Origin of the sequence: Streptomyces sp. NPDC058637, assembly GCF_042717325.1 — a bacterium.
Classification (GTDB): Bacteria; Actinomycetota; Actinomycetes; order Streptomycetales; family Streptomycetaceae; genus Streptomyces.
Genome location: NZ_JBHXRD010000007.1, coordinates 162,086 through 183,111, shown reverse-complemented (window position 1 = coordinate 183,111; position 21,026 = coordinate 162,086). Strand labels below are relative to the sequence as shown.

22 protein-coding genes and 1 pseudogene are annotated in these 21,026 nt (G+C 71.5%); 17 read left to right on the top strand and 6 right to left on the bottom strand.

Annotated elements, in window-relative coordinates; all coding sequences use genetic code 11:
* Positions 1-50: 50 nt before the first annotated feature.
* Complete coding sequence (locus ACFWVP_RS09460) at positions 51-344, bottom strand: glutaredoxin domain-containing protein (RefSeq protein WP_384495035.1); 294 nt, start codon at positions 342-344, stop codon at positions 51-53.
* 146 nt (positions 345-490) lie between these two features.
* Here ACFWVP_RS09460 and ACFWVP_RS09455 point away from each other — a divergent pair, with 146 nt between their 5' ends.
* Entirely contained in the window at positions 491-1,231 is a 741-nt protein-coding gene (locus ACFWVP_RS09455) for a Clp protease N-terminal domain-containing protein (RefSeq protein ID WP_384495034.1), read from the top strand.
* A gap of 263 nt (positions 1,232-1,494) precedes the next feature.
* Here the strand turns inward: ACFWVP_RS09455 and ACFWVP_RS09450 are convergent, their stop codons facing one another.
* Positions 1,495-2,274 carry an SDR family NAD(P)-dependent oxidoreductase gene (locus ACFWVP_RS09450; RefSeq protein WP_384495033.1) on the bottom strand — a complete coding sequence of 260 codons (780 nt, stop codon included), beginning with the start codon at positions 2,272-2,274 and terminating at the stop codon, positions 1,495-1,497.
* A 100-nt stretch (positions 2,275-2,374) separates the two neighbouring features.
* Here ACFWVP_RS09450 and ACFWVP_RS09445 point away from each other — a divergent pair, with 100 nt between their 5' ends.
* The 5 genes from ACFWVP_RS09445 (at position 2,375) to ACFWVP_RS09425 (ending at position 6,132) form a co-directional block, all read left to right on the top strand.
* A complete protein-coding gene (locus ACFWVP_RS09445; protein WP_384495031.1) occupies positions 2,375-2,836 on the top strand; it encodes a DUF6278 family protein in 462 nt (153 codons plus the stop codon).
* A 101-nt stretch (positions 2,837-2,937) separates the two neighbouring features.
* Positions 2,938-3,681, top strand: a complete 744-nt coding sequence (locus ACFWVP_RS09440) for an amino acid ABC transporter ATP-binding protein (RefSeq protein ID WP_384495030.1) — start codon at positions 2,938-2,940, stop codon at positions 3,679-3,681.
* Between the two features lie 11 nt (positions 3,682-3,692).
* Positions 3,693-4,607, top strand: a complete 915-nt coding sequence (locus ACFWVP_RS09435) for a glutamate ABC transporter substrate-binding protein (protein ID WP_384495028.1) — start codon at positions 3,693-3,695, stop codon at positions 4,605-4,607.
* Positions 4,608-4,621: 14 nt separating this feature from the next.
* A complete protein-coding gene (locus tag ACFWVP_RS09430) occupies positions 4,622-5,266 on the top strand; it encodes an amino acid ABC transporter permease (RefSeq protein WP_384495026.1) in 645 nt (214 codons plus the stop codon).
* Positions 5,263-6,132, top strand: coding sequence for an amino acid ABC transporter permease (locus tag ACFWVP_RS09425; RefSeq protein ID WP_384495025.1), 870 nt, complete (start codon positions 5,263-5,265; stop codon positions 6,130-6,132). The genes ACFWVP_RS09430 and ACFWVP_RS09425 overlap by 4 nt, the downstream gene beginning before the upstream one ends.
* A 412-nt stretch (positions 6,133-6,544) precedes the next feature.
* Here the strand turns inward: ACFWVP_RS09425 and ACFWVP_RS09420 are convergent.
* Together ACFWVP_RS09420 and ACFWVP_RS09415 are read right to left on the bottom strand one after the other, a co-directional pair.
* A pseudogene (locus tag ACFWVP_RS09420) lies at positions 6,545-7,284 on the bottom strand (PEP-utilizing enzyme); the annotation flags it as partial.
* An 81-nt stretch (positions 7,285-7,365) separates the two neighbouring features.
* Entirely contained in the window at positions 7,366-7,947 is a 582-nt protein-coding gene (locus ACFWVP_RS09415; protein ID WP_384495023.1) for a snapalysin family zinc-dependent metalloprotease, read from the bottom strand.
* 474 nt (positions 7,948-8,421) lie between these two features.
* Between ACFWVP_RS09415 and ACFWVP_RS09410 the strand changes: the two genes are divergently transcribed.
* The 3 genes from ACFWVP_RS09410 (at position 8,422) to ACFWVP_RS09400 (ending at position 12,236) form a co-directional block, all read left to right on the top strand.
* Positions 8,422-9,447, top strand: a complete 1,026-nt coding sequence (locus ACFWVP_RS09410; protein ID WP_384495021.1) for an NlpC/P60 family protein — start codon at positions 8,422-8,424, stop codon at positions 9,445-9,447.
* A 114-nt stretch (positions 9,448-9,561) separates the two neighbouring features.
* Entirely contained in the window at positions 9,562-11,367 is a 1,806-nt protein-coding gene (gene ggt, locus ACFWVP_RS09405) for a gamma-glutamyltransferase (protein WP_384495019.1), read from the top strand.
* A 155-nt stretch (positions 11,368-11,522) separates the two neighbouring features.
* Positions 11,523-12,236, top strand: a complete 714-nt coding sequence (locus ACFWVP_RS09400) for a glycoside hydrolase family 75 protein (protein ID WP_384495017.1) — start codon at positions 11,523-11,525, stop codon at positions 12,234-12,236.
* 80 nt (positions 12,237-12,316) lie between these two features.
* On the opposite strand, the gene eno is transcribed toward ACFWVP_RS09400, so the two are convergent.
* A complete protein-coding gene (gene eno, locus ACFWVP_RS09395) occupies positions 12,317-13,618 on the bottom strand; it encodes a phosphopyruvate hydratase (protein ID WP_384495015.1) in 1,302 nt (433 codons plus the stop codon).
* A 176-nt stretch (positions 13,619-13,794) separates the two neighbouring features.
* On the opposite strand from eno, the gene ACFWVP_RS09390 reads away from it, so the two are divergent.
* The 4 genes from ACFWVP_RS09390 (at position 13,795) to ACFWVP_RS09375 (ending at position 16,608) form a co-directional block, all read left to right on the top strand.
* Positions 13,795-14,217, top strand: a complete 423-nt coding sequence (locus ACFWVP_RS09390) for a MarR family winged helix-turn-helix transcriptional regulator (protein WP_384495013.1) — start codon at positions 13,795-13,797, stop codon at positions 14,215-14,217.
* 136 nt (positions 14,218-14,353) lie between these two features.
* Entirely contained in the window at positions 14,354-14,710 is a 357-nt protein-coding gene (locus ACFWVP_RS09385; protein WP_384495011.1) for a helix-turn-helix domain-containing protein, read from the top strand.
* 20 nt (positions 14,711-14,730) lie between these two features.
* Positions 14,731-15,111: a PPOX class F420-dependent oxidoreductase gene (locus tag ACFWVP_RS09380; RefSeq protein ID WP_384495009.1), complete on the top strand. Its 381-nt coding sequence runs from the start codon at positions 14,731-14,733 to the stop codon at positions 15,109-15,111.
* A 135-nt stretch (positions 15,112-15,246) separates the two neighbouring features.
* Positions 15,247-16,608 (top strand): hypothetical protein, encoded by a 1,362-nt coding sequence (locus ACFWVP_RS09375; RefSeq protein ID WP_384495007.1) that lies wholly within the window; start codon positions 15,247-15,249, stop codon positions 16,606-16,608.
* Positions 16,609-16,798: 190 nt separating this feature from the next.
* On the opposite strand, the gene ACFWVP_RS09370 is transcribed toward ACFWVP_RS09375, so the two are convergent.
* Positions 16,799-17,857 carry an aldo/keto reductase gene (locus tag ACFWVP_RS09370; protein ID WP_384495005.1) on the bottom strand — a complete coding sequence of 353 codons (1,059 nt, stop codon included), beginning with the start codon at positions 17,855-17,857 and terminating at the stop codon, positions 16,799-16,801.
* 183 nt (positions 17,858-18,040) lie between these two features.
* Here ACFWVP_RS09370 and ACFWVP_RS09365 point away from each other — a divergent pair, with 183 nt between their 5' ends.
* Genes ACFWVP_RS09365 through ACFWVP_RS09350 form a run of 4 tightly spaced genes read left to right on the top strand, consistent with a single transcriptional unit; the run spans position 18,041 to position 20,899 of the window.
* Complete coding sequence (locus ACFWVP_RS09365; protein ID WP_384495003.1) at positions 18,041-18,223, top strand: hypothetical protein; 183 nt, start codon at positions 18,041-18,043, stop codon at positions 18,221-18,223.
* Positions 18,220-18,948 (top strand): hypothetical protein, encoded by a 729-nt coding sequence (locus ACFWVP_RS09360; RefSeq protein WP_384495001.1) that lies wholly within the window; start codon positions 18,220-18,222, stop codon positions 18,946-18,948. The genes ACFWVP_RS09365 and ACFWVP_RS09360 overlap by 4 nt, the downstream gene beginning before the upstream one ends.
* A complete protein-coding gene (locus ACFWVP_RS09355) occupies positions 18,945-19,865 on the top strand; it encodes a DUF6895 family protein (RefSeq protein WP_384494999.1) in 921 nt (306 codons plus the stop codon). The genes ACFWVP_RS09360 and ACFWVP_RS09355 overlap by 4 nt, the downstream gene beginning before the upstream one ends.
* On the top strand, positions 19,862-20,899 hold the full coding sequence (locus ACFWVP_RS09350; RefSeq protein WP_384494997.1) for a serine hydrolase domain-containing protein: 1,038 nt from the start codon (positions 19,862-19,864) through the stop codon (positions 20,897-20,899). Before ACFWVP_RS09355 ends, ACFWVP_RS09350 begins: the two co-directional genes overlap by 4 nt.
* The last annotated feature ends 127 nt before the right edge of the window (positions 20,900-21,026 follow it).

The window sequence follows — 21,026 nt, the reverse complement described above, 5'->3', positions numbered from 1 at the left end:
ACGAGGCGACCGGGACTCCGGAGGCGTCCGAAGCCGCTGACCCGCCCCGGTCAGCGGTCCTTCGGGGTCCCGTCGGCGTCCAGCAGGTGGGGGGCGTGCTCCTGGACGGCCCGCATCACTTGACGCATGGACGGGTTGACCATGGAGTGTCCGGCCACGGTGACCGTCGGCACGGTCTCGTTGCCGTCCGCGACCGAGCGCACGAAGGCGGCGGCGTCCGGGTCCCGCCAGATGTTGACCTCGGTGTACGACAGCCTCGAGAAGCGCAGCCGCAGGCGGAGCTTCATGCAGTAGGGGCAGCCTGGCCGCCAGTGGACGACCATGCCGTCGCGGTCCTCGGCCATCGTGTGCCTCTCGTCGCAGCTCCTACGGTTGATCGACCGCGGCCGACACCGGATCTACAGCCAACACCGCGGTAGCCGTACGGACAAGCTCCACGGACTGTCAACCAAGGGTTGACGACCCCAGAGTGTCAACCTAGGGTTGCCCCATGACGAAGCCGCTCGGGCCCAACCCTCCCATTCGCCTCGACGACCTGATCGACGCGATCAAGCAGACCCACACCGACGCACTGGAGCAGCTCACCGGTGCCGTCGTCGCGGCGGATCACCTCGGTGAGATCGCCGACCACCTCATCGGCCACTTCGTGGACCAGGCGCGGCGCTCGGGCGCCTCGTGGACGGACATCGGCAGGAGTATGGGCGTCACCCGGCAGGCCGCCCAGAAGAGGTTCGTGGCCAAGAAGCCGGACGAGACCACGGACCTGAACCCGAGCCAGGGATTCGGGCGGTTCACCGAGCAGGCCCGGAACGTCGTGATGGGCGCCCACAACGAGGCGCAGGCCGCCCGCAACGACGAGTTGCGCGTCGAGCACCTGGTGCTGGGGCTGCTGGGGGAGCCGGACGCCCTCGCCGCGCAAGTGATCGCGGGACAGGGCGTGTCGCACGCCGCCGTCCGCGAGGCGGCCCTGCTCGCGCTGCCGGCCGCGGCGGACACCGTCCCCGAGCTGATCCCGTACGACGCCGGAGCGCGCAAGGTCCTGGAGCTCACCTTCCGGGAGGCGCTGCGGCTGGGGGACGACTTCGTCGGCGCGGAGCACATCCTGCTGGCCCTGCTGGAGTTCGAGGGTGGTGCGGGTGTGCTCACGGGGCTCGGCATCGACAAGGAGACCGCGTCGGCGGCCGTCGCCGCCGCGGAAAAGGAGCCGGCAACTCCCGCCGCCGACAGCTAGGGTGAGCGTGGCGGGCGCCCGGTGCGCGGGCAACGGACACTTCTCGGGTTCGATTCCTGATGGTCCGGCTCAGGCCGGGCCGTGGCGCGGAGGCGCACCCTGTCACCGTCGCCGCCTTTGATCTCGAGCGCTCGCACATCTGGATGCCGTCCCCCTGCGGGGGCGGCATCACGCGTCTCCGCACCGAGTGCGGAGCGCCCCGCACGCGCACGGAGTGCCGCGTACCGAGCGCAGGGAGCCCCGCACCGGGCACCTCGCACCGCTCAGTGCACGGAGAACCCGCCGTCCACGAAGAGCGACTGCCCGGTGACGTACGCCGAGGCCGCGCTCGCCAGGAACACCGCGGCGCCGGCGAAGTCCTCGGCCAGCCCGTTGCGGCCCACCATCGTGCGGGCGGCCAGCGCCGCCACCCGCTCCGGGTCGGAGGACAGCCGCTCGTTGAGGGGCGTCATCACGAAGCCCGGCACCAGGGTGTTGCAGGTGACACCCCGCGGGGACCAGGCCTCGGCCTGGGAGCGGGCCAGCGACTCCAGCGCACCCTTGGACACCCCGTACGCCCCGCTCTGCACGAACGCCCGATGCGCCTGCTGCGAGGTGATGTGGATGATCCGCCCGTACCCGCGCTCGGCCATGCCGGGCCCGAAGCGCCGGCCCAGCAGGTAGGGCGCCTTGAGGTTCACCGTCATCGTGGTGTCCCACACGTCCTCGTCCAGCTCACCCATCGGCGGCCGCAGGTTGACGCCCGCGCAGTTGACCAGGATGTCGGGCTCACCGAACGCCGCCACGGCCTTGTCGCCGGCCGTACGCACACCCTCGGTGGTCCCCAGGTCGGCGCTCACCCAGGCCGCCCGGCAGCCCTCCGCCGTCAGTTCGGCGACGGTGCGGGTCAGCTCCGCCTCCCGGCGTGCCACGACGACGACCCGCGCGCCCGCACGCGCGAGCGCGTCGGTGATGCCCCGGCCGATGCCTGAGCTGCCGCCGGTCACCACGGCCACCCGGCCGTCCAGCGAGAAGAGTTCGGAGAGGTAGTTCTGGGAGATCATCCGCCCAGCCTAGACAGGCGTGATCCGGCACTCGGTCCCGGATCGGGAACAGTCGCGCGCCCTGCGGTGCGGAACAGGTCCGGGGTGGGATCCTAGTGGTATGAACATCCCTTTCTTGGACAACTGGCGTAAGCGCCAGGGCGGTACGCGGGGGGTGGCTCTCGCGGCTGCCGTCGAGACCGATCCGGACGGTGTGGCCGAGCTGTTCGCGGAATGCGAACTGCTGCGTGTCCGGGCGGGGCAGCACGGCCTCGAACTCGACGACAGCCCCGCCTCGTTGTCCGCCCTCGACCAGCTCCCGCCGCTGTGGCGCGAGGACCCCGAGGAGCTGCCCTGGCTGGGCAACGACGCGGGCCTCTACCTCGGCACCGTCCTCGTACGGACCGTCCCCGGGGCGGCCTGGGACATCCTGGCCGGTGGACAGCCCGTGGTGCGCCTGGCCTCCGGCCGTGAGATCGATGTCGTCGGGGCGGGGCTGGACTGGGCGATGTCGGGGAGCCCCGAGCTCTCGGAGATGTACGCGGAGTCGGCGGAGAGCGGGCCGGAACGCAAAGCGCGATAAACAGCCTTATGCGCTTTTGGTGCGTGTCGGCCCCGAAGTGCGCGGCGGGCCTGGTTAGTTTGCGCTGACCTCGACACAGCGAAAAGTGGGTAGGGCAGCGTATGGCCGTCGATCCGTTGATCGAGCTGCGGGACGTCAACAAGCACTTCGGGACGTTGCACGTACTGCAGGACATCAATCTCACCGTCGGCCGCGGGGAGGTGGTGGTGGTGATCGGCCCCTCGGGATCGGGCAAGTCGACGCTCTGCCGGACGATCAACAGACTCGAGACCATCGAGTCCGGCTTCATCGCGATCGACGGGAAGCCCCTCCCCGAGGAGGGGAAGGGGCTCGCGCAGCTCCGGGCCGAAGTCGGCATGGTGTTCCAGGCGTTCAACCTGTTCGCGCACAAGACCGTCCTGGCGAACGTCTCCCTCGCCCAGATCAAGGTCCGCAAGCGCAAGAGGGACGACGCCGACCGGCGCTCGCGGGAGCTGCTGGAGAGGGTCGGGCTCGCCTCGCAGGCCGACAAGCTCCCCGCCCAGCTCTCCGGCGGCCAGCAGCAGCGCGTCGCCATCGCCCGCGCACTGGCCATGGACCCCAAGGCCCTCCTCTTCGACGAGCCCACCTCGGCGCTCGACCCGGAGATGATCAACGAGGTGCTCGAAGTCATGCAACAGCTCGCCCGCGAGGGCATGACCATGGTCGTCGTCACGCACGAGATGGGGTTCGCCCGGTCCGCGGCCAACCGTGTGGTGTTCATGTCCGAGGGATGCATCATCGAGGACCGCACCCCGGAGCAGTTCTTCACCGCCCCGGAGACGGACCGCGCCAAGGACTTCCTGTCCAAGATCCTCAAGCACTGACAGGGGGCACCGTGTTGCGTACGAGGAACATCGCGGCCGTGCTCGCCGGCCTCCTGCTCGCCGTGCTCGCCGCGGGCTGCGGCAAGGAGGGCAGCCCGCCGGTCAAGGGACCCAAAGCCGGGGCGCTGCCCCGGTACACGGTCGACACGAGCTTCCGGCTGCCCGATTCGAAGACCTGGGTGAAGGCAAGGAAGCGCGGCCACCTCGTGGTCGGCGCCAAGGAGGACCAGCCCTATCTCGGCGAGAAGGACCCGGCCACCGGCATCTACTCGGGCTTCGACATCGAGATCGCCCGCATGATGGCGGCGTCGCTCGGCTTCGAGCCCGACACGATCAGCTTCCGGACCATCGCCTCCGCCAACCGCGAGACGGCACTCCAGAACGGGCAGATCGACTACTACGTCGGCACCTACACGATCAACGACATGCGCAAGAAGCTCGTCGGCTTCGCCGGGCCGTACTACATGGCCGGGCAGGGACTGCTCGTGCGCACCGACGAGAACGACATCAAGGGGCCGCAGGACCTGGCGGGCAGGACCGTCTGCTCCGCCGCCGGGTCCACGCCGTACCAGCGGATCGCCGCCGACTTCCCCGACGCGGACCTCGTCGCCTACGACACGTACTCGATCTGTGTCGACAACCTGCTGACCTACCAGGTCGACGCCGTCACCACCGACGACGCCATCCTGCTGGGCTTCGCGGCCAAGGCACCGGACGAGATGAAGGTCGTCGGCAAGCCCTTCTCCGAGGAGCCCTACGGCATCGGCGTCCCCCGCGGCGACGACGCGCTGCGCCTCGCGCTCGACGACGCCCTGGAGGAGAACGAGAAGAACGGCAACTGGAAGAAGGCGTTCGAGGCCACGCTCGGCCTGTCAGGGGTGCCCGCGCCGACACCCCCGCCCATCGACCGCTATCCGGCGAACTGAGGCGGGCCACCACCATGGATGTACTGACAGAGAACTTCTCGCTCTACGGCAAGGGCTTCCTCGGCACCGTGGAGCTCACCGTCTACGCCTCGATCCTCGCGCTGCTCCTCGGCTTCCTCATGGCGTCCTTCCGGGTCGCGCCCGTCGGCTCGCTCCGGGTGATCGGCACCGTCTGGGTGGCCGTGCTCCGCAACACCCCGCTGACACTGCTGTTCTTCGCCGTCCTCCTCGGGCTGCCCCGCTTCGGCCTGGTGCTGCCCTTCGAGGTCTTCGCGGTCCTCGCCCTCGGCTGCTACACCTCGGCCTTCATCTGCGAGGCCCTGCGCTCAGGCATCAACACCGTGCCCACAGGACAGGGCGAGGCGTCCCGCAGCCTCGGGATGTCCTTCGGACAGACACTGAACAACGTCGTGCTGCCGCAGGCCTTCCGCTCGGTGATCCCGCCGGTCGGATCGACACTCATCGCGCTCGCGAAGAACTCCGCGATCGCCGGGGCGTTCAGCGTCACCGAACTGCTCGGCACCTACAAGACCCTCAACGAACTGGGCTACAGCATCATCTGGACGTTCGTCTGGATCGCCGTCGGATACCTGATCATCACCCTGTCCATCAGTGCGCTCTTCAACTTCATGGAGAAGCGCTGGGGAGTCGCCCGATGACCCACTCCACCGCCTCCGCCACCGCGCTCTACGACATTCCGGGGCCGGTGACCCGCAAGAGGCACCTCACGTACGGGGTCGTCTCGACGATCGTGATCCTCGCCGTGTTCGGATGGATCCTCTACCTGCTCTTCGACACGGACCAGTTCACCGCCGCGAAGTGGAACCCCTTCACCTACAAGGGCATCCAGGAACTGCTGCTCCGCGGACTGGGCAACACCCTGAAGGCCTTCGCGTACGCGGCGGTCCTGTCCCTCGCGCTCGGGGCCGTGCTCGCCGTGGGCCGGCTCTCCGTCCACCGGCCGGTGCGCTGGATCGCGACGCTGCTGGTCGAGTTCTTCCGGGCCATGCCCGTCCTGGTGATGATCTTCTTCATCTTCGTCGCGCTCAAGGTGCAGCCGCTGCCCGCACTGGTGGCCGGGCTCACCCTCTACAACGGCTCCGTGCTCGCCGAGGTGTTCCGTACCGGCATCAACTCCGTGGACCGGGGGCAGCGGGAGGCGGCGTACGCCCTCGGCATGCGCAAGACGCAGGTCACCACCCATGTCCTCGCCCCACAGGCCGTCCGGGCGATGCTGCCCACCATCATCAGCCAGCTGGTGGTGGCCCTCAAGGACACCTCGCTCGGCTACCTGATCACCTACGAGGAATTCCTCCACGCGGGCAAACTCATCGCGTCGAACCTCGACTACGACCTGCCGTTCATCCCGGTGGTCATGGTGATCTCACCCATCTACATCGGGATGTGCATGCTGCTCTCGTGGTTCGCGACCTGGATGGCCAGACGGCAGCGGCGCAACCCGAAGACGGAAGCGGCGGGTGTCGCCCCCGCCGAACCAGGAACGGTGCTGCCGGGCAGGCAGTAGCCGAGACCGTCCGGCAGCAGCCGGTGATCACTCCTCGCGCAGCGGTACCGGACCTGTCTCCGGGGCCGTTCCGCGCGGAGAAGGTCAGCTGCGCGCCGGTCGGAGGGTGCACGACGCGGAGGTGGCCGAGCTGTCGGCCACCAGGGCGAGCCGGTGACCGGTCGGTACGCCGTAGGCCATGGAGCACGGCTCCGGACCGACGGAGGACCGCCGGCCCGGCATCCGCCCGCCGAACACGTATAGGGGGCGTTGCCGACCAGTCTGCCGAGGCCGGGCGGCCCCACGTCGCGGAGACAGGCGACGGGGGTGCCGCTCTCCTTGGTACCGGCCGCGGTGGCGGTGACGCGCCGAGGGGTCCCGCCACGGCGCTGATCAGGAAGTAGCTACGGACATGGCCTCCAGGTGCGGCCGGTCAAGGCAGGATCTCGACGTACCCGTCCGTGCCGTGCACACGGATCCGCTGCCCGTCCCGGATCAGCCGGGTGGCCCGCTCCACGCCCACGACGGCGGGCGGACCGTACTCCCGGGCGATCACCGCCCCATGGGTCATCAGGCCGCCCACCTCCGTCACCAGACCCGCGATCCCGACGAACAGCGGCGACCAGCTGGGGTCGGTGAAGGGCGTGACCAGGATGTCGCCCGCTCCGAGATCGGCGTCCGCCATGTCGAGGATGACGCGGGCCCTTCCCTCGACGGTCCCGGCGGACACCGCCAGGCCGGCCAGGGTGCCGTCCGGCACGTCGTCGCGCCGGTACGCCCCGGTGACGGCCTCACCGTCCGAGGTGAGCACCCGGGGCGGTGTGAGCGCGTGGTACGACCGGAACGCGTCCTTGCGCTCCTGGACGAGCCGGCCGTCCACCCGGTTCGAGCGTACGGCGGCGTGGAGTTCCTGGAACGTGAGGTAGAAGATGTCCTCCTTCTCAGGAACCACCCCGGCCCGCACGAGACGCCCGGCCTCCTCCAGCAGGGCCTTCTTGTACACGAAGTAGCGGCTGACGATGCCGTACTTCGGGTACTCCCGGTAGCCGACGAAGGTCCTGACCCGGTCGATCATCCGCTTGGTCTCATCGGCTTCAGGCCCCCTTCCGGCAGGGCGCGCAGACGTGAGAGCACGTCCTGCTCCTTCCTCCGCGCCTTCTGCCGCCCCTCCTCGGCATCACCAAGATCACCCCGCCCCACACCCCACAGGAGCGACTCGGGCACGGAGTGGTCACATGATCGGCCGTACGAGTCCTACGGCGCGTCCACCAGCGTGCGGCCGTCGGTGGGAACGAGCGAGGCGAGGCCGTTGGCGTACGCGGACTCGACGCGGGCCTGTTCGGTCGCGTTCGGAATCGCGTTCCTGCAACTGATGCCGGCGCTCGAGCCGGACATCAGCTGGGAGCACGGGCCCGGCTTGGTGTCGGGCAGGCCCAGGCTGTGCCCGATCTCGTGGGCGGCGATGCGGGTCTTGTCATAGCCCTGGGACACGGCCTGGCTGCCGAGTTCGACACGTACCTGGCCACCGGGGCGTACCGGTCCGAGAGTCGCCTGCGGCCAGCCGCTGGTGGCCACGATCTGGATCTCGGCGCGGGTGCCGGGCGCGGCCTCGGCCAGCCGGACGTTGCCGACGTTCTGGTTCCACGAGGCGACTCCTGCGGATATCGCAGCCTCCCAGCCCCCTGCCCGGCTGTCGTCGTAGTGGAGTGTCACCACCGCTGCCGATCTCTCCGCCGCGGCCGGCTCCGGTACGGGTGCGGCGTGCGCCGCTGTTGCCGCGACCAGGGTGATCGCGGCGGCGGTGCCGGCTGCCTTCAGCCATGAGAAGTGCGGCATGGTCATTCCTTCGCTCGTGGGGACACGGCTCCGTCGGGAACCGAGGGCGGGGGAGTGGGGACCGCATCGGCACGGTCGCCTGTCGCGGGTTCTCCCCGGGCCTCAGGACTATGCCCATCAGCACGCACTTATCATGCCCCTGTCATCAAGGTGGCCGGAAAAGGGTGTCCGGGCCGTCACCGAGCGGGCCCCTGTTCAGGGGTGTGCTGACGATGCGTCACCATGAGTAGTGGCACCGCGCCCTGGTGTACGCGGCTCGGTCGCCATGATCACCAGCTCGGATCGGCAACTTTCCTGTGAAGATTGCGTAGATCACGAACCGGTTACTAGAGTCGGCCCTCGAACCTTCGCGCGGTTGATCATCCATTCGGGGTGGCGGCGAAGGAACCGCCGTGTCCGTGACGTGCGCGGAGCCGGGATCCGTTCGCGTCCCAGTGGCCCGGCAGGCGGCTCGAAAAGAAGGAGCTCGCCTCCATGGCGTCCCATCGTCGTCCCAAACAGCCGAGCCGCACCCGCGTGACCGTGCTCACCGCGACCGCCGCCGCGACCGTTGCCCTGACCTCCCAGGCCGCACACGCCGACCCCAAGCCGACCACGAGCGAGGTCAAGGCGAAGGTCGACAAGCTCTACCACGAGGCCGAGAAGGCCACGGAGAAGTACAACGGTGCCAAGGAGCAGCAGACCAAGCTCAAGAAGCAGGCCGACGCGCTCCAGGACAAGGTCGCCCGTGGTCAGGACGATCTCAACACCCTGCGCCGGGAACTCGGTTCGATCGCCACGGCGCAATACCGCTCCGGTGGACTCGACCCGTCCGTCCAGCTGCTGCTCTCCTCGGACCCCGACAGCTTCCTCGACCAGGCCTCGGCGCTCGACCAGCTGACGGCCAAGCAGACCGAGTCGCTGCAGAAGATCCAGGCGAAACAGCGCACCCTCGCGCAGCAGCGCAAGGAAGCCCAGGGCAAGCTCGACGACCTCGCCGAGGTCCGCGAGACGCTCGGCAGGAACAAGAAGGAGCAGCAGGGCAAGCTCGCCGACGCCCAGAGGCTGCTCAACACCCTCACCGCCGCCGAGCGCGCGAAGACGGCCGAGGACGAGCAGCGCGCCGGCCGCGCCGCCGGCGACCGGGTCGACCTCGGTAACGAGGCCCCCGCGTCCGCACACGGTGCCGCCGCCCTCCAGGCCGCCGACACGCGGGTGGGCAAGCCGTACGACTGGTCCGCCACGGGACCCGACGCCTTCGACTGCTCAGGCCTGACCCAGTGGGCCTACGCCCAGGCCAACGTCCAGATCACCCGCACCACGCACACCCAGATCAACGAGGGCACCCGTATCGCGCGCGGCCAACTGAAGCCGGGCGACCTGGTGTTCTTCAGCAACACCACGCACGTGGGCCTCTACGCGGGCAACAACACCGTGCTGCACGCCCCGTACCCGGGCGCCTTCGTCCGCTACGAATCGATGAACACCGTCGGCAGCTACCAGGCCGCGGTACGCATCTGATCACGACCGCCGACGCGTGAACGGGCGGTCCTTCGACCCCGTGCCGGAGGCGGTCCTGACGATTCGGCCGGGGCGGAGTTACCCTGCGCGGACGATCCCTCACTGGAGGTACGGATGCGTCGTTCCGTCGGCCGGAATGTGTCGTTCTTAAGCGTGATCGCCGTCATCGGCTCGCTCGGCGCCGCGGCCCCCGCGGCGTCATCACCCGCGGCGCCGCCCCCCAAGTCGCCGGTGGCGGTGGGATACGGGGGAGCCGTCGCGAGCGTCGACGCGGACGCGTCGGCGGCCGGTATCGAGGTGCTCCGCAAGGGCGGCAACGCCGTGGACGCGGCCGTGGCGACCGCGGCGGCGCTGGGCGTCACCGAGCCCTACTCGGCGGGCATCGGCGGCGGAGGCTACTTCGTCCACTACGACGCCCGAAAGCGCACCGTGGAGACCGTCGACGGCCGGGAGACGGCGCCCCGCAGCGCCGACTCCTCGCTCTTCCTGGAGAACGGGCAGCCGATCCCCTTCGCCGACGCCGTCACCAGCGGCCTCGGCGTCGGCACCCCCGGCACCCCCGCCACCTGGGACAAGGCACTGGACGCCTGGGGCACCAAGTCCCTGCGCCAGCTCCTGAAACCGGCCGAGCGGCTCGCCCGCGACGGGTTCGTCGTCGACGACACCTTCCGCTCGCAGACCGCGGGCAACCAGGCCAGGTTCGCCGACTTCCCCGCCTCCGCCGACCTCTTCCTCCCCGGCGGCCAACTGCCGGTGGTCGGCTCGGTGTTCAGGAACCCGGACCTCGCCCGCACCTACGAGACCCTGGGCCGGGAGGGCGTCGACGAGCTGTACCGGGGCGACATCGCCCAGGACATCGTGTCGACGGTCCGCACACCGCCCGTGGACCCGGCGGCGGCCCGGGTGGTGCGCCCCGGTGACCTCACGGCCGCGGACCTGAAGTCCTACAGGGCGCTGCGTCAGGCACCGACGAGAATCGGCTACCGGGGCCTGGACGTCTACGGCATCGCGCCCTCCTCCTCGGGCGGGACGAGCGTGGGCGAGGCGCTCAACATCCTGGAGTCCACGGACCTCTCGAAGGCGACCAAGGCGCAGTACCTGCACCGGCTCATCGAGGCGAGCCGGATCGCGTTCGCGGACCGGGGGCGCTGGGTCGGCGACCCGGCGTTCGAGGACGTACCCACGCGAGGACTTCTCAGCCAGCGCTTCGCCGACTCGCGCGAGTGCCTCATCAAGGACGACGCGGTCCTCACCAGCCCGCTCGCTCCGGGGGACCCGCGCGACCCCGTGCGGTGCGCATCCGGGGGCACCGCCGCCCCGACGACGTTCGAGGGCGAGAACACGACGCATCTGACCGCCGCGGACAAGTGGGGCAACGTCGTCGCGTACACCCTCACCATCGAGTCGACGGGTGGCAGCGGCATCACGGTCCCGGGGCGGGGCTTCCTGCTGAACAACGAGCTGACGGACTTCTCCTTCGCACCCGCGAACCCGGCGGTCCACGACCCGAACCTGCCGGGGCCCGGCAAGCGCCCGAGGTCGTCGATCTCGCCGACCATCGTGCTGAAGCACGGCACCCCCGTACTGGCACTGGGCTCGCCCGGCGGCGCCACGATCATCACCACCGTGCTGCAGTCGCTGACCGGTCATGTCGACCGGGGGCTGCCGCTCGTCGACGCGATCGCCGCGCCGCGTGCCAGCCAGCGCAACTCGGCGACGACGGAGATCGAGCCGGGGCTCTGGAACAGCCCGGTGCGGGAGGAGCTGGAGGCGCTCGGGCACGTCTTCAAGGCGAATCCGGAGATCGGCGCCGCCACCGGCGTCCAGCGGCTGCCGGACGGACGCTGGCTCGCGGCCGCGGAAAAGGTGCGGCGGGGCGGTGGCTCGGCCATGGTGGTGCATCCGAGCGGTCGTTCATGACCGGTCGTCCGTAGCAGTGGCCTCGGGGCCGGTACGACGTGCTCAGCCGCGTCGTACCGGCCCCGGCTCCATGACACGGCCGGGCAGTCCCGGCCGCGTCGGCAAGGAAGGACCCGCCGAGGTCCTTCGTGTCCAGCGAAAGGGCTTCGCCCACGGTGCGTACGCGAATGCTCGTCCTCTCCGTCGTCTCCGGCGCCGCGCTGCTCGCCGCGGCGGCCCTCCCCGCAGCGGCCTTCACCACCCCGGCCGACGATGCCGACGGCGGGAGCGGGAAGGCCCCGGTGAGCGCCGCCGAGCTGCTGGCCCGGGTGAAGACCTGCACCCGGATCTCCGACGGGAGGTACCGAACGGACCAGGGCGGCCCGGCGAACGTGCCGGTGTGCGGGACGGAGGGGGCGGTGTTCTGGGAGGCGGACATGGACATCGACTGCGACGGCCGGATCACCCAGGCGTGCAACAGCCGGACCGACCCGTCCTTCCTGCCGGAGACGGCGTTCCAGACATCGGCGGGCAAGCCCCTGGACTCGGCCCGGCTGCCGTACGTCGTCGTACCGGGCCCCGGCCCGCTCTGGAACCACACCAAGTCAGGGATCCGCGGCGGCACGGTCGCCGCCGTCGTTCACCGAGGACAGGTGCAGTACGCCGTCGTGGGGGACACCGGACCCACCGGGATCATCGGGGAGGCGTCGTACGCCACGGCCGAGGCCCTCGGCATCGACCCGGACCCGAAGAGCGGTGGGACCGCGTCCGGCGTCACCTACATCCTGTTCAAGAACTCCGAGGTGTCACCGATCGAGAGCCATGAGGCCGCGGTCACGGCCGGCGAGACGCTCGCCCGGAGGTTCGTCGACGACGGTTCGCCGGGGTGACGGCCGTGCCGGCGGGGGGCAGGGCGGCCGACGGGACGGCCGTCGTACCGCCGGACGAGGGCTCTTCATCGTGTGGTGCGTCAGGAACGGTCCAGCGCAGCTCCGCCCGCGTACCGAGCCGATGCGCCCAACTCCTCCTCGATACGGATGAGTTGGTTGTACTTCGCCGTACGGTCGGACCGGGACAGCGATCCGGTCTTGATCTGCCCGCAGCCCGTCGCGACCGCCAGGTCCGCGATCGTCGTGTCCTCCGTCTCACCGGAGCGGTGCGACATGACGACCGTCCAGCCCGCGCGGTGTGCGGTGGCGACCGTGGCGAGGGCCTCGGTCAGGGTGCCGATCTGGTTGACCTTGACCAGGACGGAGTTGCCGACGCCGGTGCGGATGCCCTCGCGCAGCAGCTTCTCGTCGGTGCAGAACACGTCGTCGCCGACGAGCTGGCAGCGGTCGCCGACGCGGGCGGTCAGCTCGCGCCAGCCGTCCAGGTCGTTCTCCGCCATCGGGTCCTCGATGGAGACGACCGGGTAGGCGTCGATGAGTCTGGCCAGGTAGTCGACGTTCTCGGAGGGCGTGCGGCGCACCCCCTCGCCCGCGTAGTCGTACACCCCGTCACGGAAGAACTCCGACGACGCCGGGTCCATGAGCAGACCGATGTCCGTGCCGGGCCGGTACCCGGTGCGCTCGATGGCGGTCATCACGAAGTCGAGCGCCTCCTCCGCGGTGCGCAGCGAGGGGGCGAAGCCGCCCTCGTCGCCGACGCCCGTGGAGTGCCCGGCGGCCAGCAGATCGCGGCGCAGGGTGTGGAAGACCTCGCTGCCCATGCGCACGGCTTCCGCGAAGGTCTCCGCACCCACCGGAGCGATCATGAACTCCTGGAAGTCCAGCGGGTTGTCGGCGTGGGCGCCGCCGTTGACGATGTTCATCATCGGCAGCGGGAGGAGGCGGGCGTCGGCGCCGCCGAGGTAGCGGTAGAGGGGCCGGCGGTGGGCCGCCGCGGCGGCTTTGGCGGTGGCGAGGGAGACGCCGAGAAGCGCGTTGGCGCCGAGGCGGGACTTGTCCGTCGTGCCGTCGAGTGCCACGAGCGCGGCGTCGAGGCCCGCCTGGTCGTCGGCGTCGCGCCCCACGACCGCTGACGCGATGTCGCCGTTGACGTGGGCGACCGCCTGGTCGACGCCCTTGCCGTGCCAGCGCCCGGGGTCGCTGTCACGCAGCTCCACGGCTTCCCGTGCGCCGGTCGAAGCACCGGAGGGGACCGCGGCGCGGCCCATGGATCCGTCGGCCAGGAGGACGTCGGCCTCGACGGTGGGGTTGCCCCGGCTGTCGAGGACCCTGCGGGCGGTGACGGAGCGGATGACGGTGGACTCGACCGCTGCGGATGCCATGGGGAGTTCCTTCGTTTCGACGCACGCCGCGGCCCTGCTGCGACAACGCTGGCGCGTGCCGCGACACATCGACTCTACAGCAATGCTGTTCAGTTCAGCTGTTCAGTTCGGCTGTGCAGTTCGGCCGCACGGGCAGGGGGCCGGGTCCCACTGGTGATCACCGGTTAAAGTGCCCTATGCCCACCCCGGAACCCGCCGCCGTCGCCACAGAACTGCGTAACGCGATGGGCAAGCTGACGCGGCGCGTGAAGCACGAGGACCGCATTCCGCACGGTCAGGTCTCGGTGCTCGGCACCCTCGATCGCGACGGGGCCATGACCACCAGTGAGCTCGCCGCGGATCAGCGCGTGCGGCCCCAGTCCATGGCCCGTGCGGTCGGGCTGCTCATGGAACAGGGTCTGGTCGTCCGCCGGGCACATCCCACGGACGGCCGCAAGGCGCTGGTCGAGCTCTCCGCCGCGGGGCGGACGGCCCTCGACGCGGAGCGTGGGCGCAGGGCCGGCTGGCTCGCCCAGGCCATCGAGGCCGAGCTCACCGGCGAGGAGCGGGAGGTGCTGGCGCGCAGCGCCGCTCTGATGGAACGGCTCGCCGCGCGCTAGACCTCGCGTTCGGCCCGCCGCGCTAGACCCCGCGTTCGGATCGGCGCGGTACTGTCCTGCCGCCGACGCCCTGCGTCGGGGCCGGGCTGCACCCCGCCAATTTCTATACCGGTCGTAGCGGTATTAGAATGACGGCATGGTACGGACACCCCTGACACCGGAAGAACGCCGTCGCGGCGAGCGGCTCGGCGATGTGCTGCGCGAGGCGCGCGGCGGACGCAGCATGGTCGCGGTCGCCGCGAGCGCGGGAATCTCCGCCGAGACGCTCCGCAAGATCGAGACGGGCCGGGCCCCGACCCCCGCCTTCTTCACCGTGGCTGCGGTGGCGGGCGCCCTCGGCCTGTCGATGGACGTCGTGCTCGCGCGGTGCGCGCACGAGCCGGAACCGGTGGCCGTGGAGCGCTCGGCGGCCGGCCCGGCCCCGGCGACCGGACCGTTCCCCGCGCTCCCCGTGCCGCTGCCCGGACCGGGGGCGCTGCCGCTCACGGCCTAGTGCGGAGTAGGGTCACGCCCGTGACCCTCCAGGACTTCGCCCGCAGTGAGTACGTCAGTCTGACCACGTACCGGAAGGACGGCACGCCCGTCGCCACGCCCGTCTGGGCGGCGGCGGACGGTGACGTGCTGTACGTCTGGACACGGAGCGATTCCTGGAAGGTCAAGCGGCTGCGCAACAACCCCCGGGTCCTCGTCACCGTCTGCGACGTCCGCGGCAGGATCGCCGAGGGGGCGCCGAGCGCCGAGGGGACGGCACGGCTGCTCGACAAGGACGGGATGCCCGCGGTGCGCAAGGTGCTCGCGCGCAAGTACACCTGGAAGTTCTGGACCGTGGACCGGCCCGCCATGATCGTGCGCCTGGGCAAGCGGCCCCACACCGGGATCGCCGTCACCTTCTGAGGGGCGCGCGGTCCGTGCCGCGCTCCGGACGCACCATGCTCGAAAAGCGGGCGTAGCCCGCCCGTAACACGCCTGCGGTCGAATGCCACCGGACTGGAACGCTCCAGTCGACGGCCGGCGAGGGCGACGGTAACAGTGGATCAACATGCGTGGGACGTAAGGAAGTTCGCACAGTACCTGCACGATCTTGCCGCCCTGCTCGATCCCGGGCGGGGGTGGTACGGAGTCTTCTGCGCCCGCGATCCCGAGGGCATGCGCGCCTGCTTCGACGGTGCCGAGGTGCCGCCCTGGGACGTCGTCGAAGCACTCCTCCAGGACCTCGCCGCGGCGCGCGGCACCGACGTCGCCGCGCAGGAGTCCGTACGGGCCGCCGCGCTGTTCACCGCTTCCGCCGGTGCGCACGACCGGCGGCCGGGCGGACGGCAGGCCCTCGTCGACCGCCTGGGCCTGATGCTCCGGGAGCAGACCCACACCGCCCGGCGGCTGCGGGCCGCGGAGGAGGACGCGGACGCCGATCCGGACACCCTGGCCTGGGCGCGCGACGACCACACCCGCGCCTCGGCCCGCTGCACCGAGCTCCGCAACCGGCTGGCGGCCGTGGAGAACACCGTGCCCGACACCTGGTTCCGTGCGGAGGAACCCGCGCGCACACCGGAACCGGAACCCGCCGGGCGCGCGCACCGGGTCCCGGAGCCCCGCCGCCCGTCCGGAACGGCGGCCCCTGCCCCGGGCCACGGGCCCGATCCGGAGGCGACGCGCCCCGCGCCCGGGCGCAAGAAGCCGCGCGGCGCCCGCTTCGCCGGATTGGACCTGGAGGACGACACCGAAGCGGCCCCGGCACCCTCGGCCGTTCCCGTGCTCCCCGAGCCCTCACCGGCCACCGCCTTACCGCGCGGCGCCCGCTTCGGCGGCGTCCCCGCCGAGAGCGCGCCCGCGACCGCGCCGCGGGCAGCCGTCGCCGACCCCGCGGCAGGCCGCGCCGCCGATGACGCCGTCGCACTGCTCGTACGGCTGCGCGCGGAGGGCCGCAGCGGTGAGGCGCACGGTGTGCTCTGCGAGGCGGCCGCCTGGCAGGCGGAGCGGCTTCCGGTACTCGCCGTCGCGCTGCACCGGGCCGGTCTGGCCGCCGACTGGGCCACCCTGCTGTGGGAGGTGTCCTCCCTGCCGCCCGCCGAACTCGCGGCGGCGGCGAGCGCGTTGGCCGCCGCGGGCCGCGCCGGGGACTGCGGGCAGCTGCTCCGGCAAGGAGTCGCGCGGCCGGCGGCCGAGATCGCCGACGCCGTGGTCGCCCTCGACCGGGCGGGCCGGGAACCCGAGGCGCGGGCACTGCTGGGCGCGTTCGTACGGGTACGGACGGCCGAGGACGCGGCGCGGATCGCCGAGGGCGGCCCGCGCCACCTCGTCCCCCAACTGCTCGCCGCCGCCCGCGAGGTGTCCGCGGCGCGGGAGTGGGACCTGGTCCACGCCCTGCGGGTGGCGGGCATCGCGGCACCGTAGCCGCCGGGCGCGGCCCTTCAGGGCCTCTCGCTCGGATCATGCCGGGCTCGCGCGCCCTGGCACGCCCTCCCCCGATCCCTCGGCTTCACTCGAGCAGAGGGCGACCGCTCCGCGTGGGCTCCCTCCTCCGCCTTGCGGCTGCGCGCACCGGACCCCGCTCCCTGACCCGGCCTGACCCCAACGAAAGACCCTAGTAGGGCGCCCCGTTCGTCGTGCGGCGGCCCGTGGAGCGCCGGTCCTCGATGTCGGCCCAACGGTCCCCGTACACCGTCTCCGTGACGCCCCGCTCGCGCAGGAAGTCGTGGGGGAAGCCGAGCGGGACCGCGCTCACCGCGTCGAGCCGGGCGACGGCGTCGGCGTCGAGGTCCACCTCCAGGCAGGCCAGGTTGTCCTTCAGCTGTACTTCCGTGGAGGCGCCGATGATCGGGACGATGTTGCCGGGCCGCCCGCGCAGCCAGGACAGCGCGACCTGGGCCGGGGTCCAGCCGCCGCGCTCGGCGGTCTCCACGACAGCGGTGACGGTCTCGTGCTCGCGGCGCCGGACGCCGTCGAGCACGTCCCCCGTGGCTCCGTCGGCCCCGCCGAGGTGCTTGCCCGTGAGCAGCCCGCGGGCAAGCGGACTCCACGCGAACACGGCCTGGTCGAAGGCGTACGCCTGGGGGAGCAGTTCGCGCTCCGGCGTGCGCTCCAGCAGGCTGTAGCGCAGCTGCGAGCCGGTGAACGCCGTCCAGCCGCGCAGCTCGGCAAGGGTGTTGGCCTGGGCGATCTCCCACGCGGGCCAGTCCGAGACACCGACGTAGAGCACCTTTCCCGTGCGTACGAGGTCGTCGAGTGCGCGCATCACCTCGTCGACGGGGGTGAAGTGGTCCCGGGCGTGCACCCACAGCACGTCCAGGCGGTCGGTCCGCAGCCGGTCCAGGCTCGCCTCCACCGAGCGGACCAGGTTCTTGCGGTGGTTGCCGGCCGCGTTCACATCACCGACGGCGGTCGCGCACGTGTACTTGCTCGCCAGGACGAGGCTGTCGCGGCGGTCACCGAGCAGCTCGCCGAGGACCGACTCCGACGATCCGCCGCCGTAGACGTCGGCGGTGTCGACGAAATTGCCGCCCGCCTCCAGATAGGCGTCCAGGATCCGGCCACTCGTCCTCCTGACGGCGTCGGGCTCCGATTCATGGCTGCCCAGGGTCATGGCACCCAGGGCGAGCTCGCTGACCCGCAGCCCGGTCCTGCCGAACAGTGTGTAACGCAAGAGGTGCCCCTTCGGTCGGATGGTTCCCGGAGGCTACGAGCTGGAGTGCGCTCCAGCGCAAGAGGCGACGCAAGAGCCCAGCCAGTCCGGCCTCGCGGAGATAAATCCCATTCCACCCTTTAGGCTCGGTCGTGGCATATCCACATAAGTGGGTCATGTTCACCCCAGTGATGAGGAGGCACCATGCTTGCCCAGGAAATCACTCTCACCGCCACGCCGACCGAGACCACCGTGCTGGGCGCGCTGATGGCCGAGCCCGAGGCCGCCGTCAGCGACGCCCCGCTGTACACCCCGGAAGCGGCGGGCTTCCTGCTCGCGCTCCTGCTCCTGTCTCCCAAGGAGCCGAAGGAGCCCCGGGGCAAGTGAGCTCCCAGTCCGAATTCGTCGCGGCGACCGATGTCCTGGCAAGCAGCGTCCTCGGTGCCCTCGACGGCACCGGGGACGCTGTACAGCTGGCCCGGTACGTCGACGACGCCTCCGACACCCTGGCGGCCCTCGCGGCCGTCCGGGTGCTCGGGGCCGACGCCCTCAGTTCCCACCTCCTTGCGGGCGACCCGTTCGAGGCGCAGGACGCGGCCGTCGTGACCAAGGCCTTCGAGGCCTTCCCGGCCTCCGACGCACTCGAAGAGCACGCGGTCGACCGCCGGGACTGGGCCACCGCGGGACTCCTCGCCCGGCTCACCGGCGACGACACCCTCCGGGCCCTCGCCGCCCCGCCGGCGGACGAGGCCGAACTCGCCGGCACCACGCACTGGCAGACCTGGTCCGTCCGCATGGCCCAACTCGCCCCGCTCGCCACCCTCGGCCTCGACGGGCCGGTGCACGACGCGGCGCGCGGCGGCGCCCTGCCGCTGAGCCGGGGTGTCAGCCGGTCGATCCTGCGCCGCGACTTCCCCACGGCCGTACGGCTCGTCCGGTGGCTGGCCTGGCTGCACCACGACGGCACGGAACTGCCGCTGGACCCGGCCCTCGCGGCGGAACACCTATGGCTGGTCGGCGGAGCGGGCCCCCGTGCGGCCCTGGACCTGGCGATCGCCGGCCACCTGCTGAGACGGCGGCCCGGCACGGGCACGAAGGCGGCACGCACATGACGACGATTCCCGAGCCCGTGACCCGGGCGGCCCGCGTCATGGCGGACCGGGCCCTCTCGTGGCTGCACGCCAACCGTGCGCTCGGCGGCCTGCCCCCCGACACCACCGAGACGATGGCCGACCCGGACAGCGTCTACAAGCCCCTCGGCGAGACCACCCTCGCCGCGTCGCTCATCCTGCGCGACGGGGTCGCAGGCCCTGGCCGTCTCGTCGCCGCCCAGAGCCTGATGGACTTCACCTGGGAGCAGTTCCGGCAGGGCGACATGATCTACGAACGCCAGCTCCGCCACACCCTGATGACGGACCCGCTGGAGATGTACGCCCCGTTCTTCCGTTGCGGCTACCGGCACGAAGGGCTGGACCGGCTGCTGGCCCACCGGTCCCGCATGCGGTCGGCCGACAGCGTCGAGATGCTGCCCAACCGCCGGCTCGCCGTCGCCAACGCGGCCCGCGTCGTGGGCCTGCGGCAGGCCGAGGACATGACGGCGCTGGCCGGCGCCACCTGGCTCGGCGCGACCCCGGAGCCCTGGGCCATCAACTGGATCACCGCCTACGCGATGACCCACACGGTCTTCCACCTCACCGACTGGGGCGCCGACCCGGAGGGGCTGCCGCCCGAACTCGCCACGTACGTACGCACCTGGCTCCCCGTGTGGATCGACGTCTGGCGCGAGGTCGGGCAGTGGGACCTCGTCGCGGAGCTGCTGATCGTCGGAGCCTCGCTCCCGGACCCGTACTGCGCGGCGGGGGACTGGGAGGCCGTCGCCGCACTCCAGCACGAGGACGGACTCGTGCCCCGGGACTCCGACCCCGTGGACGACGACCCGGGGCAGAGGTTCACGGACCATCAGCACACCGTCGTCGTCACCGCCGTCGCCGGATCCGTCGCACTCGCCCGGGCGGCGGGCCGACGGTGACCGGAGCCCCGCTGGCCGTCCGCCTCCGCCCACTCCTGGCCGCGGCCAAAGGGCCGGGAACGGTGGTGGCGGCCGTCCGCGGGGACGAGCACCTGGTGCTCTGCCGCGGTCCGGTGGGGGAGCGCACCCGCTTCGAGACGGGCTCGCTCACCAAGACCTTCACCGCACTGCTGCTCGCCGAACTGGCCGCCCGTGGCGAGGTCCGCTACGGCGACCGCGTCGACCGCTACCTCCCGGTCCGGCTCCCCGGACCGCTCACCCTGCTCCACCTCGCCACCCACACCTCGGGCCTGCCCCGGCTGCCCCCCGGCCTGCTCGCCCGCGCGGTACGCAGCGGATGGCTCAGCAACCCGTACGCCGGTTTCTCCGAGGCCGACCTGCTGGCCGCCCTGCCCCGCACCCGGCTGCGCCACCGCCCCGGCACCCGCGTCCTGTACTCCAACTTCGGCGGCGCCCTGCTCGGCCACGTACTCGCCCGAGCGGCCGGCGGCACCGGGGACGACTACGCGGCCCTGCTGGCCGAACGCGTCACCGGCCCGCTCCGCCTCACCGACACGGACTGCGACCCCGACCGGCCCCAGGCGACCGGGCACTGGCACGGCAGGCCGCGCCCGGCCCTGCTGATGCCGGGCCTGCCCGCGGCCGGTGCCGTGCGCTCCAGCGCCAGGGACCTGCTCCGCGTCCTCACCGCGCTGCTCGACCCGGACACCGCCGCCGGGGAGTCCGCCGTCCTGCGCACCGCGCTCACCGAGGTGCAGCGCCCCCGGCTGAGCGTGCCCCGGACCGGCTCCCGGCTCTGCCTCGTCTGGAACCTCCGCCCGCGCCCCGACGGAGCGCTGCTCCACCACTCCGGAGGCACCCGCGGCTTCACCGCCTTCGCGGGCTTCCTGCCCGGCTCGCGCACCGGACTGGTGGCCCTCACGAACACGGCTCCCACCCCGCTCGCACCGTTCGTCCAGGCCGCGTACGGGACGCTGCGCACCTTGGGTGAGCCGCCGTCCGGACCCTGTGGACCGCTCGGGTGCGAAACATGATCGACTCCGCCGGTTCACGGCGATGGTCTTGCCCCGCCGTGTGACGGGGCTTACGTTCTCCTCCTATACACCGTGTCTACGGGCGTAGAAAAACGCGTAGAGGCTCTCTGACGCCGCGTCGAAGGAG

What these genes read in the sequence shown, in the direction of transcription:
- ACFWVP_RS09460 (WP_384495035.1), bottom strand. Translation starts at nt 344, where the DNA reads ATGGCCGAGGACCGCGACGGCATGGTCGTCCACTGGCGGCCAGGCTGC.
- ACFWVP_RS09455 (WP_384495034.1), top strand. Translation starts at nt 491, where the DNA reads ATGACGAAGCCGCTCGGGCCCAACCCTCCCATTCGCCTCGACGACCTG.
- ACFWVP_RS09450 (WP_384495033.1), bottom strand. Translation starts at nt 2,274, where the DNA reads ATGATCTCCCAGAACTACCTCTCCGAACTCTTCTCGCTGGACGGCCGG.
- ACFWVP_RS09445 (WP_384495031.1), top strand. Translation starts at nt 2,375, where the DNA reads ATGAACATCCCTTTCTTGGACAACTGGCGTAAGCGCCAGGGCGGTACG.
- ACFWVP_RS09440 (WP_384495030.1), top strand. Translation starts at nt 2,938, where the DNA reads ATGGCCGTCGATCCGTTGATCGAGCTGCGGGACGTCAACAAGCACTTC.
- ACFWVP_RS09430 (WP_384495026.1), top strand. Translation starts at nt 4,622, where the DNA reads ATGGATGTACTGACAGAGAACTTCTCGCTCTACGGCAAGGGCTTCCTC.
- ACFWVP_RS09425 (WP_384495025.1), top strand. Translation starts at nt 5,263, where the DNA reads ATGACCCACTCCACCGCCTCCGCCACCGCGCTCTACGACATTCCGGGG.
- ACFWVP_RS09415 (WP_384495023.1), bottom strand. Translation starts at nt 7,947, where the DNA reads ATGCCGCACTTCTCATGGCTGAAGGCAGCCGGCACCGCCGCCGCGATC.
- ACFWVP_RS09410 (WP_384495021.1), top strand. Translation starts at nt 8,422, where the DNA reads ATGGCGTCCCATCGTCGTCCCAAACAGCCGAGCCGCACCCGCGTGACC.
- ggt (WP_384495019.1), top strand. Translation starts at nt 9,562, where the DNA reads ATGCGTCGTTCCGTCGGCCGGAATGTGTCGTTCTTAAGCGTGATCGCC.
- eno (WP_384495015.1), bottom strand. Translation starts at nt 13,618, where the DNA reads ATGGCATCCGCAGCGGTCGAGTCCACCGTCATCCGCTCCGTCACCGCC.
- ACFWVP_RS09390 (WP_384495013.1), top strand. Translation starts at nt 13,795, where the DNA reads ATGCCCACCCCGGAACCCGCCGCCGTCGCCACAGAACTGCGTAACGCG.
- ACFWVP_RS09385 (WP_384495011.1), top strand. Translation starts at nt 14,354, where the DNA reads ATGGTACGGACACCCCTGACACCGGAAGAACGCCGTCGCGGCGAGCGG.
- ACFWVP_RS09365 (WP_384495003.1), top strand. Translation starts at nt 18,041, where the DNA reads ATGCTTGCCCAGGAAATCACTCTCACCGCCACGCCGACCGAGACCACC.
- ACFWVP_RS09355 (WP_384494999.1), top strand. Translation starts at nt 18,945, where the DNA reads ATGACGACGATTCCCGAGCCCGTGACCCGGGCGGCCCGCGTCATGGCG.